General features: G+C 55.0%; 10 protein-coding genes. 6 read left to right on the top strand and 4 right to left on the bottom strand.

Annotation, left to right across the window (positions count from 1 at the left end):
• The first annotated feature begins 7 nt into the window (after positions 1–7).
• Complete coding sequence (locus tag A7317_RS13165; protein WP_069076008.1) at positions 8–1,528, top strand: site-specific recombinase; 1,521 nt, start codon at positions 8–10, stop codon at positions 1,526–1,528.
• Positions 1,515–3,629: a hypothetical protein gene (locus A7317_RS13160; protein WP_069076007.1), complete on the top strand. Its 2,115-nt coding sequence runs from the start codon at positions 1,515–1,517 to the stop codon at positions 3,627–3,629. Before A7317_RS13165 ends, A7317_RS13160 begins: the two co-directional genes overlap by 14 nt.
• Positions 3,630–4,660: 1,031 nt before the next feature.
• Here A7317_RS13160 and A7317_RS13150 read toward each other — a convergent pair.
• Both A7317_RS13150 and A7317_RS13145 read right to left on the bottom strand, forming a co-directional pair.
• A complete protein-coding gene (locus A7317_RS13150; RefSeq protein WP_069076005.1) occupies positions 4,661–6,886 on the bottom strand; it encodes a Mov34/MPN/PAD-1 family protein in 2,226 nt (741 codons plus the stop codon).
• Positions 6,883–8,073, bottom strand: a complete 1,191-nt coding sequence (locus A7317_RS13145) for a metallohydrolase (RefSeq protein ID WP_069076004.1) — start codon at positions 8,071–8,073, stop codon at positions 6,883–6,885. The genes A7317_RS13150 and A7317_RS13145 overlap by 4 nt, the downstream gene beginning before the upstream one ends.
• 130 nt (positions 8,074–8,203) lie before the next feature.
• On the opposite strand from A7317_RS13145, the gene A7317_RS13140 reads away from it, so the two are divergent.
• Entirely contained in the window at positions 8,204–9,079 is an 876-nt protein-coding gene (locus A7317_RS13140) for a WYL domain-containing protein (RefSeq protein ID WP_069076003.1), read from the top strand.
• Positions 9,072–9,611 (top strand): hypothetical protein, encoded by a 540-nt coding sequence (locus A7317_RS13135; protein WP_050572377.1) that lies wholly within the window; start codon positions 9,072–9,074, stop codon positions 9,609–9,611. The genes A7317_RS13140 and A7317_RS13135 overlap by 8 nt, the downstream gene beginning before the upstream one ends.
• A gap of 71 nt (positions 9,612–9,682) precedes the next feature.
• Here the strand turns inward: A7317_RS13135 and A7317_RS13130 are convergent, their stop codons facing one another.
• Positions 9,683–9,991, bottom strand: a complete 309-nt coding sequence (locus A7317_RS13130) for a hypothetical protein (RefSeq protein WP_155766398.1) — start codon at positions 9,989–9,991, stop codon at positions 9,683–9,685.
• A gap of 1 nt (position 9,992) precedes the next feature.
• Complete coding sequence (locus tag A7317_RS13125; RefSeq protein ID WP_069076001.1) at positions 9,993–10,724, bottom strand: hypothetical protein; 732 nt, start codon at positions 10,722–10,724, stop codon at positions 9,993–9,995.
• A 434-nt stretch (positions 10,725–11,158) separates the two neighbouring features.
• Between A7317_RS13125 and A7317_RS13120 the strand changes: the two genes are divergently transcribed.
• Together A7317_RS13120 and A7317_RS13115 are read left to right on the top strand one after the other, a co-directional pair.
• Entirely contained in the window at positions 11,159–13,777 is a 2,619-nt protein-coding gene (locus A7317_RS13120) for a PD-(D/E)XK nuclease family protein (protein WP_155766397.1), read from the top strand.
• The gene (locus A7317_RS13115) at positions 13,774–16,950 is read left to right on the top strand and encodes a UvrD-helicase domain-containing protein (protein WP_069076000.1); all 3,177 of its coding nucleotides are present in this window, start codon (positions 13,774–13,776) and stop codon (positions 16,948–16,950) included. The genes A7317_RS13120 and A7317_RS13115 overlap by 4 nt, the downstream gene beginning before the upstream one ends.
• The last annotated feature ends 34 nt before the right edge of the window (positions 16,951–16,984 follow it).

Below are 16,984 nucleotides of genomic sequence, written 5' to 3'. Positions count from 1 at the left end.
GTACGCCGTGACCAAATCAGCCGATCAAGAACACGCATCACCGGCCTCCTCTTTTCCAGCTTACGTGTTCAGGGGGCCCGCTTACGTTACGATTCGGACTCGCACTAATGACCAGCCAAAGTATGTCGATACTCGATTGAACGTCTGGACGTGGTACGACGGCGGAACGGCAATGAATATTGATTGGTCTGGTCTAAAGTTGAGCTCGGAGTTTGTCGAAATAGCAAAGGCATTTATGGCACATATGTTAGAGAAATACTCCCCTTCAACTGCATATAGGGCCGCCAGAATGCTCCATCGGGTTTCGGAAAGTGATATTTCCTTGAAATTCCCTTGGGCAGCCGACGAAATTATTAGTGCATTCAACAGTTGGAACAGCTCAAGAGAGTACGTAGTCGTCTTTCGCACGCTTTATCGCTGGGTAATGGATAGAGGAATTGCCGGATTTAGTAACGATATTTATCTAAAGATCAAGGACTTCAAAACCGAACGCTCATCTCCCTACTCTCGAATTTTTCTCTCTCAGTCAGGCTTGGAACTCGATGAGGAAATTCTATTGCTTAAACGCATTGAACGACAATCTTTGACTGACTCTTGGGAGGATGTCCAGTTTAATATAGTACTTCACTTAGGTTTCGAACTCGCACCTCGATCGATTCAATTTCATTCGCTAGACATTGCTGATTTTGAGTTTATTGAAAGCGCTGATCACGAGAAGTACTACACCCTGTGGCTACCCATGGCCAAAAAAGTTGGCCAACTCAGACCTGAGCGGCGCCCCCGTAAAATAACCTCGCGCCTGGGGGTGAAAATCTCACGCCACATTCTAGAAATTCAACACCGTTTTGGTAGCGACTGTGAACCATTATTTGTCAATCCTTGTGGAAGGCGTCTCTCGGTTAGCGAAATCGGTTCAGGTCTCAAACACGAGCTGGGTGAAGCTGGTATAGATAGGCCGAATCAGGTATCCATATTGTTGCGTCATCACCTCGGGCAAGGCCTGGCGGATCAGGGTACTCCGGCAGACATGATTGCCGAACTGCTCGGACACAACAGCACGGTTGCGGCGCGTGCTTACGTAACGGCCACCCCCAACATTGCCCGTATCAAAGAGAAAGCACTGGGGAAGAGCCCGGCCTATCAACGTATCATGCGCAGTTTACTAACGGGGAAAATCGTCCAACGCCGCGATACTGCTCCTGAAAGAGCCGTCCGAGGCGTCATTGATACGCAGTACATAGGCGATATTGGTGCCTGCGCCCTGCCCGTCCATACCCACTGCCCCTACAATCCTATATACGCGTGCTACACCTGCAAGAAGTTCCACCCCTTTGCTGACGGCCGCCATGAGCAGGTAAAGGATGCGCTCCAGCGAGAGGTCCAACGGTTCATTGATATGGCAGAACTAGCCGGTGATATCATTCACAACCGGCCCCTGGCCCAGCATCAGACAACCATTCTCGCGGTTAGCGCTACGATCGAGCGCTGCCGGCAACAAACTGAGGATGCTGCAGATGACGCTGTCTAGAGCAAATCAACGCCTCGAAGGTTTTGTTACACAAGAACAAGCGATTTTCCATTCGTTACCGATTTCAACACTGTGGGCGTCATCGTTATGGGGCGTCGGAGGCTGGTTACCGCAACGGGGAAAGCAAAATACGCTCACCTTCGAGACGCACCGACAAGCACTCGAAAAAACGGGCTATCCTTCTCCGGCGAAGGGCCCACTCCCCCTCGTGTTCCAAGATTTTAACAAGGCCCTGATTGTGTATTTACAGCGCACCCGGAGCCTGAAGTTTTCGATGGTGGCTGCATACAATATTGCTATACGGCGGCTGTACAACCCCTTATTTGAGCGCGGCGCATCTGATCCAACAGAGTTGACAAGAGGCGATTTTGATCGCGTCGTAGAGTTCCTCAGCCGAAGTGGTTACAAGAATCTGTACGACGCGATCTCTCATCTTCAAGTAGTAGCCGATACGATTGATAGCCTGCAATTAACCGAGATCGCCATCCACTTTGAACACGATGCAAAACCAGAAAAGCGTCGTCACGATTACATTTCACTGCATGATCCTGATCGTGATGTAAAACAGCGTAAATCTGACGAGAGGCTACCCTCTCGGGAGGCGATGGAGGCCTACGCCCTTTGCTCGAATAACCCACTTAATGACGGCGAAGAAATCTTGCTGCGAGTTATCGATTTACTGATCGCGACAGGCCAAAGGGGGAACGAGGTAGCGGTAATTCCTTTTGACTGTTGGGTCGAAAGGCCAATCAAAGGAGCAACAGGCGAGGTAGTTGTAGATGCAAATGGCAAGCGTCTGATCGAATGTGGAATCAGATATTTTGCGGAAAAACATTTTCAATCTCGTGTTCATTGGTTTGCAAAAAGTGACATTCCTCTAGCTAGGCGTGCAGTCAAACGACTCAAGGTACTGACGCATGAACAGCGAGAAATCGCTAGATGGCAAGAAGCCAATCCGGGACGTCTTTGGCATTACTCGCCGCAGGCAATTCTGACTGAAAATCAAGTTCTCGAGTGGCTTGGATTTAGTGACGGGTTAAGCTCAGGTCGGAATCTCTACTTGTATCTTTCTAGAAATGGCGTTGCCCCATTCGACGATGAAACAAAGCTTAAACGCACTGAAGCTAGGAGGCGGAGGTACCTAGCCGGTGAGATTGAAAAGTTACTCATTCCTAAGTTGCGCGGTCATGAGGTGCTAACGGAGAATTTCGGTGGTATGCCTCGGAAAGTACTTACAACTAGCGAAACGCTTGCAATTGCGTTTGACGGCCAATTTCGTTTAGGTGGCCGTGAGAGCAATGTGTTCCGTGCCGTACCGCGGCGAGTCATGTTGGCTGACATCAACCGGGCTCTCGGTGCGGATCCGCAATTCTCGTCCATATTCTCGCGCCGTTCATTATTGGAGGCGGACGGGACGCCGATCAAGCTAACTAGTCATCAACCGCGCCACTGGCGAAATACTATTTACCATCTTACAGGCATGAGTAATGTTCAGCAGGCATTGGCCCTTGGTCGAAAACGCATAGACCAGAATGTCTATTACCAACACACAAGCATTGAAGAAGATACTGCTGCCCATCAAGAGTTCTTGGCGTTTAATAGTCATCACGAGCGTATTGACTTTCTACATACGGGCATAAGAGATAAGCGCATCCAGGGCGCTTTGACCGACAGTTACCATGCGCTGCTGTCAGATAAAGGCACGATCACGGCAGAAGCATTCCTCACCGTACACGCAACGGCGCTGCACGTGACACCCTTTGGAGGTTGCATTCACGACTTCTCCCAAGCGCCCTGCCCTAAGCATCTTCAGTGCTGGAATGGCTGCTCGCATCTCCATCTGATGGGCACTCCATCGGAACGGACGAACCTTGAGAAACAAGCCGAAAATCTTACGGCCGCAATTACTATCATGCGCGATGCCGGCGCCGGAGAGGCAGGCAGCGATGTATGGCTGGCGGACCAACAGGAGAAACTCAATAATCTAAAATCCGTCCTAGCACGCGACACCAATGCAGGTGTACAACGCGTGTTTCAAAGTGGGCGTCCAATGACGGTTGCGGACTCGGACAAACGACACAGTTCGGTTTCAGATGACTAGGGGCAATTATGACGCGACGACAGACATTGAGGGGCGGCACTCTTGACGAAGCAATAGACGCTCTCCTCGCCCAGATGATTAGCTCAGGAGTGGAGCTCGCTCCCATTTCCCGACCGGAGGTGCAGCGCCGGCTGGGCCTGACAAGCCGAGCTACGCTAGGAGGTGACCGTGGAGACAGAATTGAGGCCGCTCGTGTTGTTCAAATGAGGGAAAGCGGGAGGGATCCGGATGGTGCCCGCCGGCGCAGGAGTCTCGAAGAGCGTATTGCAAGTCTTCAAGCGGAGAACGCTGCGTTGGCAATACAGCGAGACAAGCTTTTCGAGGCTCTGTCAGTGATAGCACACAACTGCCTCATGAACGGTCTGGACGTAGAGTCAGTTATGGCACCGTTGAGAAACACCCAATAGATAAGATTAGTAGTCTTCGTATCGACTACAGATTGCGGCATGGTAACCTGCCCACAGTGCTAGACAGGACTGTCTCAGCTCTGACGACTACACATTACGGTACACATATCCTAACTACTTCGACCTACACGCAGAGCGTTGACATGAGCGCCAACCGCTCGTAGAGTTTGGCTTGTAGCCCTTGAGGCACTTCAGCTTTACCTCCCCTTGAGGGATCTGCAAAGCCCGGTAACGACCGGGCTTTTGCCTTTCTGCTGTATTGCTCTGAACTCTCATAAGACGTTCCCTCGTATTCACCCTTTTATCGCCGTTGTGTTTTCAACCAGACGCGGCTTGCTTAGGGCTCCTCGTACTCGGCCTCAGTTTAGGGAAGCGAGGTATCTACAAAACGCAGGGCGATTCAGTCGCCGTCCGAGTTAGAAGGTCCTGCTGAGCGCTTGAAAGGGGTGATGAGAAAACCTGCTGGATCACGCCGTCAACGCATTCCCCCACCAGAGTTCGCCCGATAGAGAAAAATACGATTTCTACCCCGACGGCGGGAGGCATCATCCCACTGCCTCCTCTATTAGCCAAAAGGTTCATCTCATGGCTACTGACGAGCAGTGGGCCTGGGTGCTTGGTGAATCAACACACAAAGATCCCTACAGCACCTTTGGCAGCGATCACCATCAGCGCTGGCAATCCTTCAACGCTCATCTGCCTATGCAGGGTACTCAGCAAATTCTCGTCGAGCTCACTCGGGCGAGCCGGACAACCGTCGGGATGCGAATGCCATTCGCCCACATAATCCACCATGCCAGCAGTACGCTTGTGTACTACCTCCAGCGCTTCTGCCTGGCCCTCTTGCCCTCTAATGAAATGGCTCGGACTGGCCTCGCTGTCCGGCGGTGCCGGCAGAACGTCAACAATGACAATCGTCTTCGTTTTGAGATCCGTGACGCCGAGGATTGCGCCACCCGTTTCGTTCGGAAGGGCCTTCTGTCGAGCGGTGTACAATTTCTGAACCAGTGACTCGTCGTACTTCACCGTCCAGCCAGATGATTGCGCAGTATGCACTTGCGCGGTGTCGATCTCATGAGCGGTAACTGATCCGGATCGGTCATCTGATTCCCAGACACAAATCCTTGCCTGCGACTTGGCGACTGACTGCCGAAGCTGCCTGGAAAGAATTCCTGCATGACCATGAATAGATTCACCCGACATCCTTACCGAAATGTCACGACAGCCACCGCCCACCCAGCGATCCCCCAGAGGCTGGGCCAAGTGCTGATGACCCCACTCGTTTTCCAGTATCGCTCGGTAGTACTGTCCCTCCAGACCGTCAATGCGCCGAAGCCTGTCCTGATCTTCGAGAATCATCACACTTGAGAGACCTGAAGGTGTAACGAACAAGCTCACGGTGCGGGGAGCTTCCGGTCTACGGGCGAGCTCACGTGGTGCCTCCAACGTTGTCGTTACATCCACCAAGATTTGGGCAACGCTCAACGACGAGGCGATCTCCTCGGTATCCTCAAGTATGCTTTTGGCAATTGCCTTGGGTGGATCCCAGTTCGGAAAGATTTCTACAGCCAGATCCCTCACTACGTTGACCTTTGGCCGGCCAATGTATAAATCGAACGCCACATGGCGGCATAAATTGTGAGGCAGCACCCGATCAGGGTCTATGAACGTCCACCGCCCCCAGCCTTGGCGAATCCATAGATCAGCCAACACGCTACCTAACGCCCCCACCCCGGCCAGGACGCCTTGGATGTCACTGTTCTCCTCAGGGGTGCCCGATAGATCACGAGCGACTTTGGCTGTGAGAGCACTTCGAACTTCTACCGACATGAGCGGGATCAATCGCCAGGCAATACTGCCAGCTCCACCGAGGATCACGCTACGGTGACTCAGCCCTTTCGAATCAGGGGGGCCTAGCATATCTAGGGCCGTTGCTAGGTCAAACAGAGAGACGTCCAGCATGTACCCAGCTACGTCAAAGCGTTCAGCCTCGCCGTCGCGTACGCGCGGAATCCAGACAGTAATGAGTACACCTTGGCCTTGGGCGGGAGCAGCAGAAACACCGCCTTCAATGGCGTCGTAAACGGTCGCATGAAGCGACTGATAGAGGTCGCTGCCCCAGCTTACGAGTTGATCATGCAGATCACCCAAGGTCTCTGGATAGCGAGCCAACGTTGGGGATCCCACAGGATTGACCACCATTGAGACCATCCTGACCAGCTTCGACTGGTCGCCTGGCCGAGTGGGATCGGCCCTCAAGATGATCGAGTCACCTACATCCACTTTGCAAATGGTCAACGTGTTGCTACCCGATTTTGCGTAATCGGTATAGTTGGAAGGCAGGATAAGCTGGTAAGGGCTCATGTAAAAAAGCTGCTCAACCGGCTGATCACTCCGGTGCAGTTTCAACAGAGCAGACTCTCGCAACCACCAGAACATTCGAGCGATGAAACGCTCCGGCGTCCAGGTTCGCTCGACCGTCGACCAATTGCTGTCGTACAGACAAAGCACCCTAGCCCCGCCTATGGAAGGTGGATGCTGGTGCGACAGCACAGGGAAGTCTTTGCGCAGCGTGTAGACTACTACCGGCACGCGGAAGTCGGGGTTTACACCGACCGCCAATCGCTCGCGTCGCCTGACTCCTCCGAGATTACCCGAATCCACTGTACCGTCGCCGGCATCGATGACAATGTATTCGCTGATTATCGTCCCTGGTTTGTCCTTCCTGATTTCTCGAACATCGGTGTAGGGACAAGCACGTAAAGCTTTGAGGAGTGCCTGGGTATGGGGATAGAGGTGATCCTCATCTGCACAGTCCAAAACCTCACCGAGCTCGTAGTAATCGATCATTTGAACTTGCCAGCGCGTGGCGGAATCGACGCCGCTACGGAACTCGGTACAGCTCCAGCAAGCGCTGCAGCAACGGCCAGCAGTTTGACCTTACCATCCGACCGAACCTCGAAGTCCATGCAAGCCTTCTCACCGAGATCCCCAGTGCAAGAGAACCAACCATCAACTTCGTCCAGGATGCCCTGATACTCACGCTTCGCCCGGATGCAGGGTGGATCGCAATAATCGTCGAGAATCTCAACACTGCTGGAAACGATCGTTGCACCATTGCGTGCCTGGCTCAGGGCTTGACGGGCATCCCAACTTACCTTGGCGTTCTCGCCCTTGCCCGACCAGCTGTCCCACGAAAGCGTGTGCCAGGAACAGTGGTGCGGAGCTAGGAGCAGATCATATTCAAGCACCTCGGGCGTGGACTCGTAATGACTCCACATCCGCTCCCAGATCAATACCTCAGCGTCACCGCCAACAAGGAATTTGGTTTTGGTTTGCGAGTAAGCCGACGGCGAGATCTGAATATTCATGATCACGCTCGATTCGTTTTTTGTCAGGTCTTCTTCAAGATCCGCATCATCTTCATGCGGTGCCGGTGCGAGCAGGTGCGAGGTGAAAAACTGCGGAAGGTTTTCACCTGCGATCTGGCTGAAAGTCTGGCCGGCTTTAACCAGGATTGGGCCAAGATCGTCAGTCTTCCCCTGGTTGTCTTCGCCCATGATGCGAATGCGGTTCCCATCACCTGCAATGCGATAATTGCGCCAGTAGATCACTCGCCGCCGCGCTTCTTTATCGAAAGCTTTCGCGTCGTCACAGAGGATGTGGTTCTTCGAACTCCGACGGAATACCAGAGGCGACGACCACATTTCACGGATCAAAATCCGCCTCTCCCAACGATCCTTGCCGTCGTCAGGGTAGTCCGCAGGATCGCCAAGCCAGAAGTGATTTCTCAGGCCTGCACAGTGGTCTTGGTCAGGATGACTCAATAGGAAGGCGTTGACGAATGGGCGGTCTTTGGCATCCCACTGCAGCCGCTCTCGCAATGCCCTGCCCACGTCAGGAGTGTCATCGTCTGGGTTGTCCGCAGCCTGGCGGATCCGCGAGTCAATCAGAATGGTGGTGACCAACGTATCGGCCAACCGGATCAACGTCATGTCACCCGTACCCACTTGAAAAAACGTCACCTTGGCAGCCATATATCCCTCCCCGGGCACTGGGCCATCTTTGAGAAATGCTACAGATACTGTAAGATACGTATAGAAACTCAACCCGTCTAGATACTATTCGAATATTTTTTATACCAATTACCTACCAGGCTGATTTCAGATGACTGCTACCGCTACTCGTACCGGACGCTGGGGCCAGGAACGCCGCCTTGAATTTATAGATTTTCGGCTGCTGTGGGAGCGAAAACTCAATCGCTCAGACCTGACCATTTTTTTTGGGATTTCTGTTCCTCAAGCGTCATTGGATTTCGCGACCTATCAAGAACTCGCTCCTGACAACATGGCCTATGACCGAACGCTGAAAGCGTACGTGGCAGGCCCTGACTTCAAACCCGTCTTGACCAACCCGGATCCAGCGCACTATCTAAATGAGCTACAGCAGCGTGGCATAGGCAATATCGCCCCAACGGATAGTTTCATCGGCTGGGCGCCCCCAGTGGCGAACCTACCTTCTCCCATGAGGCAGGTTGATCAACAGATCCTGATCAAGCTCATCAGGGCGCTCCAGGCAGGCGAGGCAGTGGACGTCGACTATCGATCAATGACCAATTTCGACGAGCCAGCTGTTCGGACTATCTTCCCCACATCGTTCGCCCATGACGGCTTTCGTTGGCACACCCGCGCCTTCTGCTTCAAGTCAGGGATATTCAAGGATTTCGTTTTAGGTCGCATCAATGCCCTGAAGACTTCGTTTGCCCCTCCTTCAGAGGTGCCAGAGGACGTTGAATGGGAGACCTTCATCGATGTGGTGATCGGCCCGAATCCGAGCTACCCGCCACAAAAGCAAAAAGCAATCGAGCACGATTACCAGATGGTGAATGGCGAAGCTCGGCTCAGAGCTCGCAAGCCACAGTTGTATTACCTAAACCGCCGGCTGAACCTGAATGTGAAGCCAGGCGACCCGGTCAGTGAGCATCAGCAGATTGTGATGCTTCGGATTGAGAATGCTCGCAAGGAGTCAGCAGAAGATGAGTGAAACCACTTCAGCCAAGCCAAAGACAGATCTGACGATCGTCATCATCATCTATCTGCTGGCACTTCTGGTCTTCGCGACCTACTCCATCGGTGCGATGGCTCTGGGTTGGCTTTCTGAGCCCTATAGGCCTCTGAGAGTGCCGTTGATGTGTGGCGCGATCGCCTACGTTGGCGGTGCCCTGTACTGCTTCCGTGCGATTTACCTCAACAAGTGCGTCCACAAGCGCTGGGATCCGGACTGGCACGTCTGGTATTTCATCCGCCCCATCACCAGCACAATCGCCGGTGCGGTGAGCTACCTCTTCTTGAAGGCAGGCTTGTTGGTACTGGAGTCGACCGCGAACGCCGGAGCAAGCGAAATTGGATTTTTCGCACTGGCCTTCATAGCCGGCTTCAACGTCGACAAGTTCGTGGCGAAAATTGAGGAGGTCGCGAAGGCGGTGTGGGGCATTGATAAAACCCGGAGTGGACAGACTCGGGCTGGTGAGGCGGAGCCGGTCAAACCGCCCACTCCAACCTCCCCTCAAGCCTGAATTAGGTTCTTGCTTGGGAGTTTGATGCGGCAGGCTCACTGCCTGCCGCTGAGACTTCGTCAGACAGCAACTCAAAGCAGATTCGGCAGGAGAATCTTCAGCTGTAGGAAGACAAACCACAAGAAGCAACCGCCACTGGCCAGGAACAGGCCAATGAGAGTGAGCCGGCATAACGGGCGCATCGTGTTTTGCCACTGCGCCACAATACGAGTGAATGTCAGCGCAGAAGCGTCGGTGCGGAACAGGTAGATGAAACCTTCCGCGTACGCCGACACCACCAAATTTCGAGGGGTTGGTAACCGCGATTGAAAATCCAGTGAGTTGTCGAACCAGCGCATTGCTTCCGCGGGCTGCAAACGCAGGCGGTTCACAGCAAGCAAGTTAACGAACCAGATCAATGTCCTTAGCGTATACGAAGCCTTCGGTGGTGGTGATTGGTACGTTGGACGGGCTGCAAAAAACGTCGTGTTTGCCAATGTTGTTTTCAGCGCGATAAGACCAATCGAGCTCCAGGATTACCTTCTTTTCGCGTAGCTCTGGGATTTCTCGGCATTTGTCTGCAATAGTATTCGTAATGTTGAAAACGAATTTGTACATATCAAATCCGAGTTCGTAGACCCTTCCGTCAAGCCTTAGGCTAGGCTTTTGGCAGAACATTTCGAGGTCTTTCGTGAGATTTGCGGCGTAGTCGAAGATCTCAGCGATATTACTCATTTCCCTTTGAATGAATCGCAATTTGGCTTTGTAATTTTTGTTTTTTTCGTCAGGTATCGTGTTATCGATAAATGATTTCACGCTTTTTGCGAGCACTTCTAGTGGTATTAGAAGGTGTTGCGAATGGCTAACGAGAACATTTTCCTCGACCTTGACACGGAGACGAATTTCGTCAACGTCGCCGACATGGTGAAAATAGTTTCTGATAAGCCGGAGTATTTTGAATTCTGGAGCAGTTTTGATGCTGCAGTTGAATAGCTCAAGCAGCTTATCAGCCGTAGAGTGGAGGTTATTCAGGTAGGTAAACAGCGTGTTGATGTCCCGCTCTTCAGAATGCCTGATGTCCAACAGTTCGCGCTGGCTGTGAAAATACCGATCAATAAACGTGTACTTCTCCATGTGGCTAGGCTCCACTCCCCGGCTGGTTTCACATCTTATTATAGTGAGGCGCAAGATTGTTCGAACTCATGCTCATTCAGCCCGCTCTGCGTACAGTCCAGGGCGAGGTAAGCCATGTGCTGGCAACTTGCACGCGTTCCAGTCTGCGCGAATAGGCCGTGCTATTTCCATTCTAGTGCGTAACCACCACAGCCAATGCTTGTAGGCGGTGATTCATCCAGAGCGAACGGCGCCCAGTGCGTGACGGAAAACCGATATTTCTTGCGAGGTTGCAGTAAATGGTTGCCAAGTGGTGGCGCTCCTTCAATCAGTCAAACAGAGGCCAATAACGGTACGCGAATGCTGACTTTCGGTTAGTCTTGTCGACTAGGAGCAGGGGAACAAGATGCAATAGGACACCTGCATTCGATTGCCGTCAAGGAAGTCAGCGCAGCATGCACATCACTTTTGGCCTTTTCTTGGATGCCCGTCAGGGACCGTCCCCAACGAACTTCTTCAATAGCCCGATAGTCGGTCGCCTCGGTTTTCTGTCACTGCTGGAGACCTACCTTGGTCTAAGCGCGCCAGAAGCCTCAGCGGCCAGACGCGTGACCATCTACTCTGGTCTGCTGCGGGCCAATGACAACGGCTCGCGCTTCTACAGTGAGTCCTTGAAAGTCGACAGTATCGGTACGGCCGCGCGCCTCCTTGCTTGGCGTGACGAGTGGCGGCTTGGCGGCTGGGACGGTTGCGCGAACCCGGAGCACCCACCGCGAATCCAGGACCTTGCAGCCGTCGAAAACGCCGCTCTCGCAGCTCTACCGCCAGGAGAGGCCGAACGCTTGCATCTGGTGATATACACTCTGAGTGCTTCCGGCCCTGGTCCCATCAAGTCAGTTCACCTGGTTGACCCGCCGGAGGACTTCCCGCGCCTCTGGCAACAGGTGTTGGATTACCTACCCGAGGTTGAAGTTCGCCTTCCTGAACCACAGGGAGCAGGCCAACTTCGCGAGGTGCAGGAGCACGCCCTGACCGTACTGAACGGAGGCTCTGCGGGGAGTTTGGCCGTGCAGACCGACGGGAGCGTTTTGCTGGTACACACCCTCGCAGCCACTACTGCCGAACACTGGCTAAGCATGCAACACGCGCACATGCCCGAAGACCGAATGATCTTGGCCGAGGAGGCTGGAGACTCGTTGGACGTATCGCTGTCCGTGACTGGCAACGTCAACTGCGGGTTCGAACGCCCTAGTCAGCTCCGCCCAGCCCTTCAGGCTCTATCCCTTGCATTGGAGCTGTGCTGGGACCCAGTGGACATGAACCGATTGTTGGACTTCCTGACCCATCCGGTCGGCCCATTCAGTCGCGCTGCGAGAAGCAAGCTCGCACGCGCTGTCGCCAACCAACCCGGGATAGGCGGCGAAGCTTGGACGACGGTCAAGAACAGGATCGCTGCAGGTGACGATGCCCAGGAAGTGACAAATGAAATCACCTTCTGGCTGGAGTCAGAGCGCTGGTCACGCACAGTTGGCGTGCCGCTAGATGCACTGATTGCTCGTGTCGATCGGATGCAGGAGGCTATGCGGCGTCGCCTCTCAGGTGAGCCCGCTGACGCGGCAAGCTTTGTTGCGGCGCATAGCCAATGTGCGGCTGTTCAAGAAGCGTTAATCGAGCTGGCTCGGCAAGGTATGGCTACGCTATTGCCTCGAGAAGTTGAGCAGTTGGTTGCCCACGCCACACCCGCCGGAGCAACCGACCCCACTGCGGTTTCCCAAGTTGGTTGCATGCGCTCGACCAGTACGGCAGCCGCGTGCATCGAAGCAGCTGATGAAGTGATCTGGTGGATGCCGTCGACGCCTGCCCTGCCCTCGCCTCTACCTTGGTCTCCTGCCGAGGTGAACGCTCTGACTCAATCAGGTGTGCAGTTGCGAGACCCGGCGCGTGAACTCGTGTCGTTAGCACTGAAGTGGCTGCGGCCACTACTTGCCGCGAGAAAAAGATTCATCATCGTCTGCCCTCCTCCTGGTACAGAAATACATCCGATTCGCCAGCTTATTAAGAAGCTCGTACCGGATATCGAGTCCACTTCGCTTGACTTGGACACTGCACTCAACTCCACGCTTCTCGGGGTAACCGCCGAGGTGCTTGCACCTCAGGCGCTGCCCGCTATTCCACGACACATCCAACTCCCTCATCCCGTGCAGCTCGGCGACGCCTCACAGTCGTTTACTACGCTCAACGAGCTCTTCAATGACGCGGCTCTATTCGTTTTGAAACGAGTGGCGAAGCTAGATCCTACTTCAGTCCTGGGGGTTGATGAGGGCAACCGCCTGCTGGGCATCCTCGCTCATCGGGTGCTCGAGAAACTCTTCGCGCACAACAATGCCTTGAGTTGGTCAAACGCCGATGCCATTGCTTGGTTCCGCGCCGAAGCCGACTCGCTGTTGCTGACTGAAGGCGCTGTACTGCTTATGCAGGGTGCGGGGGTAACGCAGCAACACTTCCGGAAGGTTTGCGAACGAGCCATAGGGAGTCTCCTCGATCACCTCAGGCTCGCAGGTGCCATTCAGGTTCAGACTGAAGTGGAGTTCAGAGGAACCTTGGGAGCAGTTCCGCTGATCGGCAAAATTGATCTCTTGGTCACGCTTGGTGACAAGCGAACTGTCGCCTTGGACATAAAGTGGAGAGGCGATACCTACTACGCCGGGCTGCTTCGCTCTGGTGAGCACTTACAGTTGGCGCTCTACTCCAGCCTCATAGAGCAAACAAGCGGTGTCGCACCCGCCGCGCTTGGCTATTTCATCCTAGAAAGCGGCGGACTGTACATCACCGCTGCCGACATTTTCCCAAAAGCGCAAGTCAGAAGACCGCCCGACGGCGTAACCGTCTCCAACCTACTAGACCGTGCCCGCACCACGTGGGAGTGGCGCAAACAGCAGTTGGATGCGGGGACCATCGAAGTCGTTCCGGAAGATCCGAGTGACGAGTTCCAAGGCCCTGAGGGAACCCTTCCGGTCAACGGTCCAAACAAATGGGACCGAGACCACCTTATCTTGCTGGGAGGCTGGAAATGATGAACAGCATCGAATTCATCAGTGCAGGCGCCGGCAGTGGCAAGACCTACAAGCTGACCGAAACACTCGCTCAAGCTCTCGAATCGGGCACAGCGCGCCCTCACGCCATCTTGGCCACGACCTTCACCGTGAAGGCGGCTACCGAGCTGCGCGAACGCGCCCGCTCCTGGCTGCTTGAAAATGGACGTATAGACCTGGCCACAGCTATCGGCCAGGCCCGCTTGGGCACCGTCAATAGCGTTTGCGGCCAGATGCTCAAGCGTTTCTGCTTTGAGCTGGGCCTGTCTCCCGATCAGACTGTATTGGGCGAAGGTCAATCCAAGAGACTGCTCAAAGCTACACTTGCCGAGTCGATGGAAGCCGACGCTCAAACGGAGCTTGTTCGGCTCACAGAGCGGTTCGGCATTGAGCAGGCGGACTGGTCCAAGACTGTTGAGGCTGTCGTTAAGGCCGCGCTCGACAACGATATTGGACCGGAGGAGCTTCGAGTGATGGGTTCCCAGAACGCGGACGCGATGCTCACGAATTGGCCTGCTCCGGCTACTGGGCTGGACCCAACCGAAGCATTGGCGACTGCGCTGGCCGAAGCACACAAGGGGGTAGCGGCATACGTAGAACAGCAGCAAGCTGTCGGTGCCAAAGTTGCAGACAACCTATTAAAAGGCCTAGAGGGACTTCAGAAGCTAGATCGACTCTTCCGTGAAGGCCGCTGGTGCTGGCCCGACTGGATCGGCGCAGCCGGATTTGACGCCGGCGCCAAGGTCAGAGATATCGTGGCGCCAGTCAAATCCGCAGCGCAGGTCCACGAGTCTCACCCGGCCTTTCATGCCGAAGTCCGCCAGTACCTTGACCAGATATTCAACCTCGCCGCCGACGTTCTCAATGCCTACGAGCAGGCTAAGAAGGCGCTGGGTGCCGTCGACTTCAGCGACCAAGAGGTGTTGCTGCTACGTGCGTTGAGGACAAAGCCATCTGTCCGGGAAGTCTTGGCGGCAGAACTGGATCTCATCATGGTTGATGAGTTCCAGGACACCAGCCCTCTCCAGCTGGCGCTTTTCATCGAGCTGGCCAAGCTGGCTAAGAAGTCGGTGTGGGTCGGCGACCCCAAGCAGGCTATCTATGGCTTCCGCGGAACTGACGCAAGCCTCATTTCCGGCGTTCTCAACGCCATCAAGGGCTGGGGCGGAATCTTAGGGAAGGTCCTGGACACCTCCAGGCGCTCCAACGAAAGCCTGGTCTCGCTCACTAATGGTCTATTCATCTCTGCGTTCGAGCCCGAGCTGACGCCCGAACAGGTTCGGTTGCAGCCACTGCGCAAGGACATTCCGGACCAGCCCGCGCTGTTGAACTGGAACTTCGAGAGCAGCCGAAACGACTCGGATTACCTATGTCTTGGCCAGGCCATCCGCGAGCTGCTGGAGTCCGGGGCCAAGGTCGAAGACAAGGACACCAAGGAGCTCCGTCCGATTCAGTCCGGTGATATAGGAGTGCTTTGTCGCTACAACGACCAGGTCGAATTTGCCGTTACGTCGCTCACCCACTGGGGCATCCCGTCAGCCAGCCCACGCTCCGGCTTATTGGGAACTGCCGAAGCCATCTATGTCATGGCCTGCCTGAGGCGTATGAGCGACCCAACCGACACTGTCGCCACCGCGCTGGTTCTAACCCTGGCTGACAGCACTCCGATCGAAACCTGGCTTGCAGACAGGCTGCAGCATCTCGCAACGGACGAGACCAAGCCATACGAGTGGCTCACGACGGGCGATAGCGCCCATAAACTAATTGCCCGATTGGAAACACTGCGTCCGACGCTAATGGCTTTGACGCCACTGGAAGTGCTGCGACTTGCTGCTGCCGAGTCCCAAGTAGCAAGACTGGTCGGTCAATGGTCCACTTCCCCCCACGAGAGCCGCAACCGGATGTCCAACGTCGAGGCACTGGTCGAGCTCGGAAAGACTTTCGAGGACGAGTGCGTCGCCGCGAAGCGGCCAGCGACGGTTAGCGGCATGCTTCGTTGGCTGGACGAACTCGCTAGCCAAGAGGATGATAATCGGGCAACTTCAGCAGACAACGCAGTCTCGGTTCTCACTTATCACGGGGCAAAGGGACTGGAGTGGCCAGTCGTCGTGCTGACAAGCCTCGATGCGATAGCACGTACTTCGCTTTGGGGCGTGCGCGCGAGGACAGTTGGAGACTTCGACCCGCAGCAGCCACTCGCCAACCGCTTCGTCCACTGCTGGTTAAAGACCTGGGGCAAGCGGTCCCAGCCCCAAGCCGCACTCAATGCCGAAGCCAGCGTAACTGGCCAAGCCATGCAGGCAGAGGCATTGGCGGAGAACAAGCGTCTTCTATATGTGGGCCTGACCCGTGCACGTGACATGAACGTCGCACTATCTTTCGTGCGCAGGTCAGGCCCAGGCCGCGCCTGGGTCGGCGAGATTAAAGGTGCAGCCGAGCTGTTGTTCGGTGACTCAGAAATAATAACGACTTCCGAAGGCAAACAGCTTTCCAGGCTATCTAAGTCCTGGAACAAGGATGAGTGCTCAACGGAGCCACCTGCCAAAGCCCCGGAGGCTTGCCACTGGTTTACAACTCGTCCGCGCGTGCAGGCCGAACCTTTGTGGCACCGACCGAGCTCTGCTTCGGGCGGTGCATTCACGGTTGTCGAGACCGACGCCGTCGGAGTTCGGCTAAGCCTGGCAGGCAAGCCCGACATGGCATCGCTGGGCACGGCGCTTCATCTATGTATCGCACGCGCAGGCGTGCTTGGCGGTATTTCTCCCCCTGACGTCGAGGGCATTCTGAAGACCTGGGCCGTGGCTGGTTCTGTAGATAAGGATGCCGTGTGCACCCAGACCTCAGCGTTCCAAGCTTGGATAGCCAAGCGCTGGCCCGACTGTCCCGTTTACGTCGAGGTACCCATCGAAGCAGATGGCCCGAACGGCACTCGTATCCGGGGCCGCATCGATTTGCTGGTGGAGTTGCCAGACGGCTGGATTCTGGTGGACCACAAGTCGAACCCCGCGGGGTCAGCCAGAGACGACGACCTGATAGCCTTGCATGGGCCACAGCTAGAATCCTATGGCCATGCCCTTCTCAGCGCAACCGGCAAGCCCGTGAGCCAGCGATGGCTCTATTTTCCGGTTGCTGCACGAGCCGTCCGCCTGTCCTGACGCTCTCAGAAGTGCGCCGAGTTTAGATCAATAG

The sequence above is a fragment of the Pseudomonas fluorescens genome (assembly GCF_001708445.1).
GTDB lineage: Bacteria > Pseudomonadota > Gammaproteobacteria > Pseudomonadales > Pseudomonadaceae > Aquipseudomonas > Aquipseudomonas gorinensis.
Note: the sequence above shows the minus strand (reverse complement) of the source record. Positions and strands in the feature narration are given on the sequence as shown.

Coding starts and splice junctions, on each gene's coding strand:
- A7317_RS13150 (WP_069076005.1), bottom strand. CDS start 6,886: ATGATCGATTACTACGAGCTCGGTGAGGTTTTGGACTGTGCAGATGAG.
- A7317_RS13125 (WP_069076001.1), bottom strand. CDS start 10,724: ATGGAGAAGTACACGTTTATTGATCGGTATTTTCACAGCCAGCGCGAA.
- A7317_RS13145 (WP_069076004.1), bottom strand. CDS start 8,073: ATGGCTGCCAAGGTGACGTTTTTTCAAGTGGGTACGGGTGACATGACG.
- A7317_RS13135 (WP_050572377.1), top strand. CDS start 9,072: ATGAGTGAAACCACTTCAGCCAAGCCAAAGACAGATCTGACGATCGTC.
- A7317_RS13140 (WP_069076003.1), top strand. CDS start 8,204: ATGACTGCTACCGCTACTCGTACCGGACGCTGGGGCCAGGAACGCCGC.
- A7317_RS13160 (WP_069076007.1), top strand. CDS start 1,515: ATGACGCTGTCTAGAGCAAATCAACGCCTCGAAGGTTTTGTTACACAA.
- A7317_RS13115 (WP_069076000.1), top strand. CDS start 13,774: ATGATGAACAGCATCGAATTCATCAGTGCAGGCGCCGGCAGTGGCAAG.
- A7317_RS13120 (WP_155766397.1), top strand. CDS start 11,159: ATGCACATCACTTTTGGCCTTTTCTTGGATGCCCGTCAGGGACCGTCC.